At 62.9% G+C, this 13,154-nt stretch carries 12 protein-coding genes; 6 read left to right on the plus strand and 6 right to left on the minus strand.

From position 1 onward, the window contains the following. Positions 1-64 precede the first annotated feature (64 nt). From PXK07_RS05295 to PXK07_RS05310, 4 genes are read left to right on the plus strand one after another with little or no spacing between them, the layout of a single operon-like run. On the plus strand, positions 65-1,042 hold the full coding sequence (locus tag PXK07_RS05295) for an ABC transporter permease (protein WP_274847156.1): 978 nt from the start codon (positions 65-67) through the stop codon (positions 1,040-1,042). After that, positions 1,042-1,917, plus strand: a complete 876-nt coding sequence (locus PXK07_RS05300) for an ABC transporter permease (protein WP_274847157.1) — start codon at positions 1,042-1,044, stop codon at positions 1,915-1,917. The genes PXK07_RS05295 and PXK07_RS05300 overlap by 1 nt, the downstream gene beginning before the upstream one ends. Beyond that, on the plus strand, positions 1,914-2,894 hold the full coding sequence (locus tag PXK07_RS05305) for an ABC transporter ATP-binding protein (RefSeq protein ID WP_274847158.1): 981 nt from the start codon (positions 1,914-1,916) through the stop codon (positions 2,892-2,894). The genes PXK07_RS05300 and PXK07_RS05305 overlap by 4 nt, the downstream gene beginning before the upstream one ends. After that, the gene (locus tag PXK07_RS05310) at positions 2,891-3,862 is read left to right on the plus strand and encodes an ABC transporter ATP-binding protein (protein ID WP_274847159.1); all 972 of its coding nucleotides are present in this window, start codon (positions 2,891-2,893) and stop codon (positions 3,860-3,862) included. The genes PXK07_RS05305 and PXK07_RS05310 overlap by 4 nt, the downstream gene beginning before the upstream one ends. 13 nt (positions 3,863-3,875) lie before the next feature. On the opposite strand, the gene PXK07_RS05315 is transcribed toward PXK07_RS05310, so the two are convergent. The 6 genes from PXK07_RS05315 to PXK07_RS05340 all read right to left on the minus strand — a co-directional run bounded on the left by PXK07_RS05315 (position 3,876) and on the right by PXK07_RS05340 (position 10,857). Then, complete coding sequence (locus tag PXK07_RS05315; RefSeq protein ID WP_274847162.1) at positions 3,876-5,789, minus strand: FAD-binding monooxygenase; 1,914 nt, start codon at positions 5,787-5,789, stop codon at positions 3,876-3,878. A 175-nt stretch (positions 5,790-5,964) separates the two neighbouring features. Next, complete coding sequence (locus tag PXK07_RS05320; RefSeq protein ID WP_274847164.1) at positions 5,965-6,411, minus strand: molybdenum cofactor biosynthesis protein MoaE; 447 nt, start codon at positions 6,409-6,411, stop codon at positions 5,965-5,967. 4 nt (positions 6,412-6,415) lie between these two features. Continuing rightward, on the minus strand, positions 6,416-6,664 hold the full coding sequence (moaD, locus tag PXK07_RS05325; protein ID WP_274847322.1) for a molybdopterin converting factor subunit 1: 249 nt from the start codon (positions 6,662-6,664) through the stop codon (positions 6,416-6,418). Next, entirely contained in the window at positions 6,661-7,332 is a 672-nt protein-coding gene (gene pgsA, locus PXK07_RS05330) for a CDP-diacylglycerol--glycerol-3-phosphate 3-phosphatidyltransferase (protein WP_274847165.1), read from the minus strand. Before pgsA ends, moaD begins: the two co-directional genes overlap by 4 nt. Before the next feature lie 111 nt (positions 7,333-7,443). After that, entirely contained in the window at positions 7,444-9,744 is a 2,301-nt protein-coding gene (locus PXK07_RS05335) for a TRAP transporter permease (RefSeq protein ID WP_274847166.1), read from the minus strand. A 57-nt stretch (positions 9,745-9,801) separates the two neighbouring features. Next, the gene (locus tag PXK07_RS05340; protein ID WP_274847167.1) at positions 9,802-10,857 is read right to left on the minus strand and encodes a TAXI family TRAP transporter solute-binding subunit; all 1,056 of its coding nucleotides are present in this window, start codon (positions 10,855-10,857) and stop codon (positions 9,802-9,804) included. 140 nt (positions 10,858-10,997) lie between these two features. On the opposite strand from PXK07_RS05340, the gene PXK07_RS05345 reads away from it, so the two are divergent. Together PXK07_RS05345 and PXK07_RS05350 are read left to right on the plus strand one after the other, a co-directional pair. Continuing rightward, complete coding sequence (locus PXK07_RS05345; RefSeq protein ID WP_274847168.1) at positions 10,998-11,507, plus strand: MarR family winged helix-turn-helix transcriptional regulator; 510 nt, start codon at positions 10,998-11,000, stop codon at positions 11,505-11,507. Next, positions 11,504-13,150 (plus strand): sulfatase-like hydrolase/transferase, encoded by a 1,647-nt coding sequence (locus PXK07_RS05350; protein WP_274847169.1) that lies wholly within the window; start codon positions 11,504-11,506, stop codon positions 13,148-13,150. Before PXK07_RS05345 ends, PXK07_RS05350 begins: the two co-directional genes overlap by 4 nt. Positions 13,151-13,154 lie beyond the last annotated feature (4 nt).

Below are 13,154 nucleotides of genomic sequence, written 5' to 3' on the forward strand. Positions count from 1 at the left end.
CACTAAGCACGACGGGCGCCGCACCCATGGCGCCCGCCGCATCCCTTTTGACCTGGACGACTTTATGACGGCTTCTTTTCTATTGCGCCGGATTGGCTACGGGCTGCTCCTGATGCTGGGCGTCGTGGTGCTGAACTTCCTGCTGATCCGGCTGGCGCCGGGAGACCCAGCCGTGGTCATCGCCGGGGAAATGGGCGGCGCCACCGAGGAAATGCTGGAAAGCATCCGCGAGGAATACGGGCTCAACAAGCCCCTGGTGGTGCAGCTTGGCATCTATGTGGGCAATGTGCTGACCGGGAACCTGGGCGAAAGCTTCTTCTTCAATCAGCCTGTCGCCACATTGATCGCCCAGCGCATCCTGCCCACCATCCTGCTGGTGGTTACCGCGCAGGTGCTGTCGATCCTGATCGGCGTCTTCCTGGGGGTCCTTGCCGCGCGCAAGCCCAATGGGGTGATGAGCGCGTTCGTCTCGGTCTTTGCCACCATCGGCTATGCGGTGCCGGTGTTCTGGACGGGGATCATGCTGATCATCCTCTTTGCCAGCGTGCTGCCGATCTTTCCGGTGGAGGGCATGCAATCGGTGAAGCTGCGCGATGCCAACCTGTTTGTTCAGATGCTGGATATCCTGCATCACCTGGCACTTCCTGCCTTCACCTTGGCGATCATCTATCTTGCGCAATACGCCCGCCTGTCACGCGCCTCGATGCTGGAGGTCTTAGGCTCCGACTACATCCGCACCGCCAAGGCCAAGGGCGCCTCGCAGCGCACGATCCTGTTCAAACACGCGCTGCGCAATGCGGCGCTGCCGATCCTGACCGTGGCGGGGCTGCAATTCGGCAACCTGATTTCCGGCGCGCTGCTGGTGGAAACGGTGTTCAACTGGCCCGGCATGGGACGGCTTGCCTTCGATTCCATCCTGCGACGGGACTATCCCACCATCATGGGCGTGCTGTTCTTTGCCAGCGCCATGGTGGTGATCGCCAATATCCTGACCGACATGAGCTACCGGCTCGCCGATCCGCGACTACGGGGGAAAGGCTGATGTCAGACGAAACCCGCACCACATACAAGGCCGAAAGCCCCGCGCTGGAAGCCTGGCGCATGTTCCGCCGCAATATCCCGGCCCTGGTCGGGGTGGTGCTGCTGACCGTGATCATCCTGGCGACGCTCTACGGCACCTTCTTCTATACCGGCGACCCGTTCGAGATCGTCTGGGCCCCGCATGAACCACCGGGCGTGACGCCGGAGTTCCCGCTTGGCACCGATTACCTGGGGCGCGATATCATCGCGGGCATGCTGACCGGTGGAGGCCCGACGCTGGCCGTGGGCGCGGTCGCCGCCGCGATCACCATGGGGATCGGCATCGCCATGGGGGCGCTTGCCGGCTATTACGGCGGCTGGGTCGACAACCTGTTGATGCGGGTGACCGAATTCTTCCAGGTGCTGCCTGCGCTTCTGTTTGCCATGGTGCTGGTGACGCTCTTGTCGCCAAGCCTGTTCACCATCGCCTTTGCCATCGGCGTGGTCAGCTGGCCGCAGACCGCGCGCCTGACGCGGGCCGAATTCCTGAAGATCAAGAACCTTGAGTACGTGACCGCCGCCCGCGCCATCGGCGCCCGCGACAAGCGCATCATCTGGACAGTGATCCTGCCCAACGCGCTGCCCCCGCTGATCGTATCGGCCACGCTGACCGTCGGCGTCGCCATCCTGTTCGAGGCAGGCCTCAGCTTCCTTGGTCTTGGCGATCCCAACGTGATGAGCTGGGGTCTGATGATCGGCGCCAACCGCGAATACATCCTCGATGCCTGGTGGCCGGTGACCTTTCCAGGCCTTGCCATCTTCTTCACCGTCTTTGCCGTCAGCCTGATCGGAGACGGGCTGAACGATGCCTTCAACCCGAAACTGAGGGAACGATGACCCATCTCTTGCAGATCGAAGACCTGCGGGTCACCTTCAACACCCGCTATGGCGAGGTGACCGCGCTGGATGGCATTTCGATGCATGTCAGCGAGGGTGAAACGCTTGGCGTGGTCGGCGAAAGCGGCTGCGGCAAATCCATCACCGCCCTGTCCGTCATGGGGCTGATCCCCTCTCCGCCTGGCCGCATGGCCGGTGGCTCCATCCGGTTGAATGGCGAGGATCTGACCCAGGCCAGCGAGGCGCGCATGCGCGAATTGCGCGGCGCAGAGATGGCGATGATCTTCCAGGAGCCGATGACCTCGCTCAACCCGGTGTTCACCGTCGGCGACCAGATCGCCGAAGCCATCATGCTGCACCAGAATGTCAGCCGCGATCAGGCCTTCCGCGATGCCATTGCCCTGCTGGATCGCGTTGGCATCCCCTCACCCGATGTCCGTGCGCGGGACTATCCGCACCAGCTGTCGGGTGGGATGCGCCAGCGGGTGATGATCGCCATGGCTGTCAGCTGCCGCCCCAAGGTGCTGATCGCGGATGAACCCACCACGGCACTGGATGTGACGGTGCAGGCGCAGATCTTTGACCTCTTGTATGAGATCCAGCGCGATTTCGGCTCTGCCATCATCCTGATCACCCATGACATGGGCGCCATCAGTGAAATGGCGGACCGGGTGGCGGTGATGTACGCGGGCCGCGTGATCGAGGAAGCCCGCGCCGACGATGTGCTGGACCATCCGCAACACCCCTATGCCCGCGGGCTGATTTCCTGCATTCCCGCCCTTGGAAAGGGGGATCTGCCGGATACGCTGGCGGAGATCCCCGGCGTCGTACCGCCCTTGCATCTGCTCGGCGCGGGCTGTGCCTTTGCCGACCGCTGCAGCCATCGCTTGGCACGCTGTGACAGCGAACAGCCGCGATTGATCGCCCATGGACACCACCCGGCGGCCTGTCACGCGGTTGAGGAGGGCCGGATATGAGCGCGCTTCTGGATGTACGCGACCTGAAGGTCCGCTTTGCCCTGCCCAAACCCTCGCTCTTTGCACCACAGCCCTTCCTTGAGGCGGTACGCGGCGTCTCCTTCACGCTGGAGAAGGGCCGCGCCCTGGGCATTGTCGGCGAAAGCGGGTCGGGAAAGACCACCGCGGCCATGGCAACGATCCGGCTGGTTCCTGCTGCGGGTGGTGAGATCCTGTTCGAAGGCGAAGACCTTCTGCCGCTGGATGATGAGGCGATGCGGGCGCGGCGGCGGGATATCCAGCTGATCTTTCAGGATCCCTATTCCTCGCTCAATCCCCGCGCACGGGTGGTGGACATTGTGCGCGAGCCGATGGACCTGATGGGAATCGGCGACGCCGCCAGCCGCCTTCAGCGCGTGAAGGAGCTGTTTGATCTGGTGGGCCTGCGCCCCGATCAGCTGAACCTGTTTCCGCATCAATTCTCGGGCGGGCAGCGACAAAGGATCTCCATCGCGCGCGCGCTGACCACCAATCCCAAGCTTTTGGTCTGTGACGAGCCAGTCAGCGCGCTGGATGTGGCCATTCAGGCGCAGATCCTGAACTTGCTTGCGCGGCTGAAACGAGAGCTGGGCCTCTCCTACCTCTTCATCAGCCACGACCTTGGCGTGGTGCGGCACCTTTGCGACGATGTGGCGGTGATGTATCTGGGCCAGATCGTCGAGCAGGCCAGTCGCGAGGATCTGTTCAACACACCGAAACACCCCTACACGCAGGCCCTGCTGGCAGCGGCGCCATCACTGGCGCGGCGAAAATCAAAGGGCTATGTGCGCCCCTTGAAACTGTCCGGTGATCCGCCCAGCCCCATCAACCCGCCCAAGGGCTGCGCCTTCGTGGAGCGCTGCCCCATGGCGCAGGAGATCTGCCGACAGGAGCAACCGGTCTTAAAACCCTGCGGGGCCAGCCAGGTCGCTTGTCACTTTGCGACCTGACGGATCCCTGACCTCAGACCACTGAGATCATGAAGGCGTCAAAGAACTGGCAGAGCGCCGCATGGGCATCCAGCGGCAGCACCTGGGCCACATGCTGGTCCGGGCGCACCAGCACCATGCAACCGCGCTTGCGGTCGATGCCGCGCATGTCGAAGATGTCCTGTCCCGATTTCAGATCCGGGCAAAAGACCTTTTCATAATCGCGCAAGCCATACTGACCTTTGAGCGGGCGCAAGAGCTCCGGCATGTCGCCCGGCGTCAGGCTGCGGAAGTCCTGCTGCAGCACAGCCCGAACATCGAGCACCGAGTCGATATCGGCGCCCTCGGGCGTGTAGCGGCGTAGCGGCGATGCGGCATCGGTTTCCAGGAACTGGCACAGGGCATGAATATCGCCCCCTTCGCCGCCCCGGTCCTCCACGCCCGCAAAGGCAAACAGCCGCCAGCGCCCGTCGGCCCGCACCACATGGCCCAGATGGATGGGGCGCGCATCAGACAGCCGGATGACCGGCGCCGAATGGAAGCGCATGCCCAGCGGGAAGCCGGTCGCCAGCGCCTGATGGCTGTCGGCTCCGGTCAGAACCGAGGGCGCGTATTGGATGGCCGTGCCTGCGGTGAAACGCCCATGCTGCACAAAATACTTCTGGAACTCCTCCGGATCTACGCCATCCTCATTGTCGTCGGATTTCGGCTTGGCGCTGAACATGCGGGCGAACTCGCGGTCGAAATCGATCAGCATCTTGGCCACGCCCTGTCGCTCGGCAGAGTAGCTGTGCAGGATGTCCGGCACCATCTGCCCGCGCAGCACGGCAGCCAGCTTCCAGCCCAGATTGAAGCCATCGCGCATGGAGACATTCATGCCCTGCCCCGCCTTGGGGCTGTGGGTGTGACAGGCGTCTCCGGCGATGAACACATGCGGCAATTGATGGTCGATATTCTCGACCGGGACGTCATCGAACTTGTCACACAGCCGCTGGCCGATCTCGTAGACAGACCACCAGGCGGTTTCCTTCACCTCCAACGTGTAGGGGTGCAGGATCCGCTGCGCCGCCGCGACCAGTTTATCGAGCGTGATATTGCGGTTGGCGACCCGCTCATCTGCCTTCAGCTTGTCCAGTTCAATATAGAGCCGGACCATGTAGCCGCCCTCGCGCGGGATCACCAGAAGGTTGCCTTCTTCCGCCGAATGCACGGTGGCCTTCATACGGATATCGGGGAAGTCGGTGACCGCAAGCACATCCATCACGCCCCAGGCCTGATTGGCGGAATCCCCGGTCAGCTTGCGCCCGATCGCCTCGCGCACGCGGCTGCGTGCACCATCGCAGCCCACCACATATTTGGCACGCAGCACGTGGGTTTCGCCCTCGTGGCCCTCATCGGTGCGCTCCAGGGTCACGGTCACAGGGTAGTCCGCGCCCTGCTCCACCGTTAGGTCCTTGATCCGGTGATTGTACCAGGGTTCCAGCGCGGTGGGCGCATTGCGCATTGTTTCCAGGAAGAAATCATGCACCCGCGCCTGGTTCAGGATCACATGGGGAAACTCCGACAGCCCGTCCTCTGTGTCCTGGATGCGACCGCTGCGGGTGATCTTGGCCGGGTCCTCTGCATCCGGGCGCCAGAAGGTGGTTTCATTGACCCAGTAGGACTCCTTCAGGATCTTTTCGCTGAAGCCGAAGGCCTCGAACATCTCCATCGAGCGGCAGGCAATCCCATCCGCCTGACCGATCTCGATGGGACTGGATTTCTGCTCGACAATACCGGTACGGATATCGGGGAACACCGCCAACTGGCTGGCCAGGACCAGCCCCGTGGGCCCCGTGCCCACGATCAGGACATCCAGTTCCGCGGGCAGCTCCCCTGCCCCGGGGCGACCTACCTTTTCCGATACGGCCGGGTCGCCGGGACGAAATCCATTCAGATGATATTGCATGCGTTTTCCTCCATGGCGCGCCATTTGGTAAGCATGCTTACCTATCGATAGCGCCTCGGTCAATCATTTTATAAGCATACTTACCTTTGAGTTAATGTAGCGCAGTCCTTTCGAAACTGAAAAGAGTCAGCGTCAGGCTCTCAGTAATAGGGAAAAAGGCAATGCCGACAGAGAATTACCAGCGCTTCAACGCATCTTCATCCGCGTCCTTGGCGGCCACCCATTCGGCCTCTCCCCCCGACAGGATTTCCTTCTTCCAGAAGGGGGCGCGGGACTTCAGGTAATCCATCAGATATTCGGCGGCCTCAAAGGCATCCTTGCGATGGCGCGACGCGGTGGCGACCATCATGATCCGATCGCCGGGTTCCAGCCGCCCGTGACGGTGGATCACCAGGGCATCGGCCAGATCCCAGCGGGTCATCGCCTCGGAGGCGATCTTTTCCAGCGCCTTCTGGGTCATGCCGGGGTAATGCTCGATCTCCATCGCGGTCATCTCGCCAGTGTCCGCCTCGCGCACGACGCCGGTGAAGGTCACCACGGCCCCTGCCCCATCAACCGCATCGGCAAAGGCTTCGGTCTCTGCCCCCAGATCGAACGGCGCCTGCTGAACCCGGATCTGCATCGCCTCAGCCCCCGGTCATAGGCGGGAAGAAGGCAACTTCACGCACACCCTCAAGGGAGGCATCGAAATCCGACAACTCCTGATCCAGCGCCACCCGCAGGGCCGACAGATCAGCAAAGGCCGCCTCATAGCGCTGCTCACGCGCGCGCAGCTCCTCGACCAGATCGGCAACGGTCGCGGCAGAGCTCTCAATGCTCTCGCGCGGCAGACCGATCCGCTCACGCACCCAGGCGAAATACAGAATGTCCATCAGCGGGTCTCCTTCAGGTGCGGCAGGGCTTTTTTCAGATAATCCACGCCGGTGATCAGGGTCAGCGCCGCGGCAATCCACAACAGCCACAAGCCGATCCGCCCGGTCCAGACCATGCCATCGTATTTCCAGTTCAACCCGACCGTATCCTCCACCGCGCCCGAGAGCACCCCTTCGATCAGCGCATCATCCATCCCGAAGGAGGACATCACCAGATAGTGTTCAAAAACCCCCTGGCAGAACAGCGCGGCAATGGCGGTCATCTGCGCCGTGGTCTTCCACTTGGCCAGCTGCGTGACCTTCAGCGTGCCCGCGGTATCGCCAAGGTATTCGCGCAGACCCGACACGAACACCTCGCGGAACAGGATCACCGTTGCGGGCAGCACCAGCCAGGGCGCCCAGTGCTCTGCCGCGTAGCCCACCAGGATCATCAGGGCGATCACAACCATGGCCTTGTCGGCGATCGGATCCAGCATGGCCCCCATCTTGGTTTCCTGTTTCCAGGCCCGCGCAAGGTAGCCGTCGAACCAGTCTGTCACCGCCGCGCCAACGAATAGGAGCAGCGCAAACCAGTCCGCCAGAGGGCGATTGAAATAGAGGAACATGATGGCGAGACCGGGTGCAGCAAGCAGCCGCACGACAGTCAGGATATTCGGCAAGGTCCATATCATGGCCGCACATTATCCCGCTGTTTCACAAGTGGAAAGCGGGGCAATGCAAAATTCCCCTTTTCCGCGATTGCAGGACCCGCGTGGTGCGCAGCTGGATCATGCCGCTTGCCCCTAGGCTGGCGCAGGTTTGCGTTGAGACCGGACAAGGAGCACATGCGCACCAATCAGCGCCAGCGCCAGCGCAACGCCAAACCACAGCACAAGGGCAGTCTTCCACAGCACCAGAACGGCGGCCAGCAGGCGCAGCGCCACTTCCCAGCGGGCAAGCCGCCCCTGGTCGAACCGCGCCAGGGCCGAGGCCATGAGATACAGCGCCAGCACCAGACGCAGGCCCAGCATGGCCAGCGGCATAAGTTCGACTTCGCCGCTGTAGCCCACGATCAGGGTTCGGCGGCCCATGTCATCGGTGATGGTCACCGCCTCTTCGATCAGCAACAATTCGGGATACCAGGCAAAGACGAAGGGAATGGTGAACATCACGATCCCCACCCGGACGGCGGCAATGCCGGTGCGCATCGGCTCGGTCCGGGTGATCGAGGCGGCGGCAAAGGCGGCAATCGCCACCGGCGGCGTGATGGCCGAGGCAACCGCGAAGTAGAAAACGAACATATGCGCGGTGAAGAAACTCACCCCCAGATTGGCCAGAAGCGGCCCCAGCAAGAGAGCCACATTCACATAGGCCGGTACCGTGGGCATCCCCATCCCCAGGATGATAGCGCAGACCATGGCGCAGGTGAGCGCCAGCATCAGGTAGACGCCGCCGACGATCGGGATCTCGAAGCCAAAGAGACGCAGGACCCGCGCCTGCTCCAGCCAGGAGGTGACGGCACGGGTCAGCTCTCCGGTCAGTCCGCTTTCGTTGAGAAAGGCCGAGATGATCGAGACCGCAAACAGGAGCAGGAACAGGCGCGACAGAAGGATGCCGCCATCGGCCAGCGACATGAGGATCTTCGCGGGCCGCGCGCGGGTTTCGGGATCCAGGAACAAGAGCGGCAGCAGCACCGCAACGGCCCACCACCCGGCAGAGACCGCATCGCCCGTGGCATTGACCACGATCTGGGTCGCAAAGCCGGGCATCAGACCGGCGAACAGGCCCGATCCAACCGCATCCTTGTTGCCCAGAAGCAGGAACAGGATGGTCAGGATCGGCAGAAAGATGATCACGAGGTTCAGCCAGTCCTGGCGGTGCATCACGAGATCTTCGGGGATTTCGCGCATGGCCTCCACCCGGTCGCGCCGGGCCTGGAACATCACCGCGAGAAAGATCGAGAAGAAGAACGCCATGGCCGGGAGGAAGGCCGCCGTGATCACCTTGGTGTAGGGAACCGCCGTCAGGGCCACCAGCACAAAGGCCGCCACCCCCATGACAGGCGGCATGATCTGCCCGCCAGAGGAGGCCGCCGCCTCCACCCCGCCCGCAAACTGTGGTGAAAACCCGTTGCGCCGCATCATTGGGATGGTCAGCCGCCCTGTCGATAGCACGTTGGTCACAGGCCCGCCGGTGATAGTGCCGAACATGGCAGACGATACGATGGCGGCATGGGCTGGCCCACCGCGTAAGTGCCGCGTCATCCGCACCGCCAGCTTGATCAGCGAGGTGCCACCGGCCGAGGTGCCAAACAACGCGCCGAGGATCACGTAAGGGAAGACCTGGTTGACCACGATGTCCATGAACCGCCCCATGATGCCATCCGGGGTGATGAAGACATTGGCGGCCTTCTGGATCGCCGCTGCGCTGACGTCGCCGCCATCGGCGCCCAGCTTGGTCAGAAGGAAGTTGTTGCCGCTGAGGTCAAACATCCAGATCAGCGCCGTGCCCACGGTGTATATCACCACGACGCTGGCCACCGCCACCAGCGGCAGCCCCCAGACCCGCACGTTATAGAGGAAGAACAGCGTGATGATGGTGAACAAAAGCGGGATGATCCAGATCCCGAAGCGCGCCTGACAGGCGGGCACCTCGGCCTCGAACGAGATCCCCGGGATGACCCCGACCGACCGTTCGGCAGCCTCCTTGATTAGGCGGGCCCGTTCGCCGGTGATCTGGTCTATGAGGCAGACCGAGTCGATCTCCACCAGGAACCCCAAGGCCGCCAGAAAGGCCGCAAGGATCAGCCCCGCATCCAAGAGCAGCCCCAGCCAGGCCAGATGCGGCTTGCTCCCCTTCCACGCCCTGTAGACGCTGGCATCCAGTGCCACGATGACCATCATCAACAGGAAGACCGGCGGGTAGAAGAATTCGGGCGGGAAGCCGGAGACGCGGAAGAAGGGGCGCCCGGTGATCTCGCGCGCCCAATCCTGCAGACCGGGGATTTCCGGCATGGTGTTGACCATGCCGACAAGCACGAGAACAAGCGCAAGCCCCACGGCGATGCGCTGACCGATGGGCCGGGAAGGAGCGATATCTGTCATGTCACCGGAGCCTAGAAATGGGCAAGGCCGCAGCTGCGGCCCTGCGGAAATGTCCGATCAGGGGCGCAGGCAGTCGGCAATCATGTGACCGGCATCCTCAAAGGCGCGGATTGCACCGGGGTGCATCTTGATCTGCACCGCGCCGCAGGCACCCTGGCTGACACCATCGATGTCACCAAAGCTGAGCCGCGTGTAAGGCCCGCGTGGAGAGCCTTTCAGGAAACGCTCCTCACCCTCCAGATAGGCCTTGGTCACCGCATAGACGAGGTCTTCATCCAGCCCGGCTGGCACGATCTGGCCAAAGGCGGTGGCGAAACTGTCGAAACTGTCATCGTCCGTGACGATGGTGATGTCATTGCCTCCATAGGCCGCGCGGAATTCCTCGACCGGGACCGAATAGAGCGCATGGCCCGGTGCCGCCAGGATCTGCTGACCCAGCTTGCTCGCCAACAGGTCGGACGGCACGTCGTGGATGGTGATCCCGCCCGCAGCCGCGATGGCGATCTGACGCCCCGAGGGCAGACCTTCGGGGATCGTCCAGGCATCGGCGCCACCTCCGGTGATGGTGGACACCGTATCGGGCCAGGGCGTCTGGATCCCCTCGTAGCCTTCGCCGTCCTTGATGCCGGACAAAAGCTGGATCATCGCCCTTCCTGAGGTCAGCGCTGCACCGCGCGGCGGACCGTTCCAGATCCGCTTTCCGGCAAGGTCACGAATATCTTCGACTGGATTGCTGTTGTAATAGCCCAGCATCTGCGCCGAGCCTGCGTTGAAGAAGATCACCCGGATATTGGCCGCCAGTTCGGCGCCCTTTTCAGGCCCGATGCCGCTGTAGGGACCGATACCGCGCGCCAGCAGGAAGGGCAGGATCAACGGCGCGGGCGCCATGTCCAGCCGCCCCTCGGCCACCGCCTGCACCGAATTGGTCAGCGTGGCGCCTTCGGTGATCTGCATCGTGGCAACACCGGCACTGTCGAGCACCGCCGCAAGCGTCGAATCGATGTAATGCGGCGTTGAACCCGGCGTCGTGGTCTCGGCGGTCAGCGTGGCCTGGGCCGCGGCCGCCATGGGCGCCAGCGCCAGCACGCCTGCAAGAAGCGTCTGTTTGATCATGAGTTCCTCCCTAAGGTGCCCGCCCTCCTCCAAAGGCGGATGCCCCCTGTTCCGGGGGTCATGTTTTCAGGCTTGCAGAAATTATATGACTTGTCACGAATTATTTTTTCGGGCTTTATCAGGGCAATGGGAGGAACATGATGAGCAAGCCCACCGAAAGGGACATCGCGGGGATTCGCGCACGTCAGGCACGGGAGGATTACAACCTCTTCTCGCGGCTCCCGGCGGTCTATGCCGCCTCGCGCAGCCAGGGGCAGAAGTTCCTGCAGAAAGGCGGCGGGCTGTCGATCGTGGAATGGCGCACCCTTTGGGATCTGCACGAGGTCGGCCCGATGACGATCCGCGATCTGGCGACGATCCAGCGCGCCGATCATTCCCTCCTGAGCCGCGCCCTGCCCGAGATGCGCCGCAAGGGGTTCGTCACCATGCGCCGCGATGTGCAGGACGGGCGGCAAACCATCGTGGAGATCGCCGAGGCCGGGCGCGCCGCCTATGAGCGCGCAGCCCCGGTGATGGCCCGTCGCCGTGCCGCCCTGCACGGGGTCTTCTCGGAAGAGGAAATCGCGGCCTTTGTCGGCTATCTTGACCGGATGGAAGAGTTCCTGCGAATCCCCATCGAAGAATTCCTGAAAGAGGACACCGTGGAATGACAGACCGCCCCAACGTGCTTTGGATCATGGCTGACCAGCTGCGGTTCGACTACCTCAGTTGCTATGGCCATCCGCATCTGCACACGCCCCATATCGATGCGCTGGCGGCGCGCGGCGTGCGCTTCACAAACGCTTATGTGCAATCCCCTGTCTGCGGGCCGTCGCGGATGTCGGCCTATACCGGGCGATATGTGCGCAGCCATGGTTCGACCTGGAACGGCATGCCACTGCGCGTGGGCGAGCCAACCTTGGGCGACCATCTGCGCGAGGTGGACGCCCGCGCGGTGCTGGTGGGAAAGACCCACATGACCGCCGATGCCGAAGGCATGGCCTGGCTCGGCATCGATCCCGCCAGCGAAATCGGCGTGCGCGTATCCGAATGCGGGTTCGAACCCTTCGAACGAGACGATGGGCTCCACCCCGACAGCCCACGGCAGAACTGGTCCGCCTATGACGACTACCTCGTGGCGCATGGATTTTCCTCTGACAACCCGTGGGAGGATTTTGCCAATTCCGGTTTGGATGACGATGGCGAGCTGCTATCGGCCTGGCTCTTGAAGAACTCGCGCCTTGCCGCCAACGTGCCCGAGGAACACTCGGAAACCGCCTATATGACCGACCGCGCCATGGCCTTCATGGAAAAGGCGAGCGAAGACGGGCGCCCCTGGGTCTGTCACCTCTCCTATATCAAGCCGCACTGGCCCTATATCGTGCCCGCGCCCTATCACGACATGTATGACGAGCGGCACATCGTCGATCCCGTGCGATCCGAGGCCGAGCGGCAGACGGATCATCCCCTGATGCAGGCCTATCTCGATGCGCGGGTCTGCCGCAGCTTTGCCCGTGATCATGTGCGCGAACATGTGATCCCGGCCTATATGGGGCTGATCAAGCAGCTGGATGACAACCTTGGCCGCCTGTTCGCCTGGATGGATGAGACGGGCCTCAGCGACAACACCATCGTCGCCTTCACTTCGGACCATGGTGATTACATGGGCGACCACTGGATGGGCGACAAGGATTTCTATCACGAGATGGCGGTGAAGGTGCCGCTGATCATCGCCGACCCCCGCAAGGATGCCGATGGCACCCGCGGCTTGGTCACGGATGAACTGGTCGAAATGATCGACCTTGCCCCCACCTTCATGAAGGCTGTCGGCTGCCCCGCCAAACCCCATGTGATTGAAGGGCGTGATCTCACGCCGATCCTGCATGGCACGGACGGGTTCTCGCGCCGTTATGTTATCAGCGAACACGATTACCACTGGTCCGACATGGCCCGCACGCTGGAGCAGCCTCAGGAAGATGCCCATACCACGATGATCTTTGACGGGCGCTGGAAGTACATCCGCTGCGAAGGCTTCCGCCCGGTGCTGTTCGATCTTGAGACAGACGCGCAGGAGATCACGGATATCGGCGGCTCGGATCTGCCCGAACATGTCGCGGTGCGCGCTCGGATGGAGGCGGCCCTCTTGGATTGGGCGACGCGCCATCACACGCGGATCACCGCAACCCAGACCGTGCTGGCACGACAGAAACTGGCGGCCGAAACCGGCATCCTGATCGGGTTCTGGGATGAGGCCGAATACAAGGAGGTGACCGGCAAGGCCTTTGAGGATCTCACCCCGCAGGGCCGCCCCTGACGCG

It is taken from the genome of Phaeobacter sp. QD34_24 (genome assembly GCF_028890115.1).
In the GTDB taxonomy this organism is placed as follows: Bacteria; Pseudomonadota; Alphaproteobacteria; order Rhodobacterales; family Rhodobacteraceae; genus Phycobacter.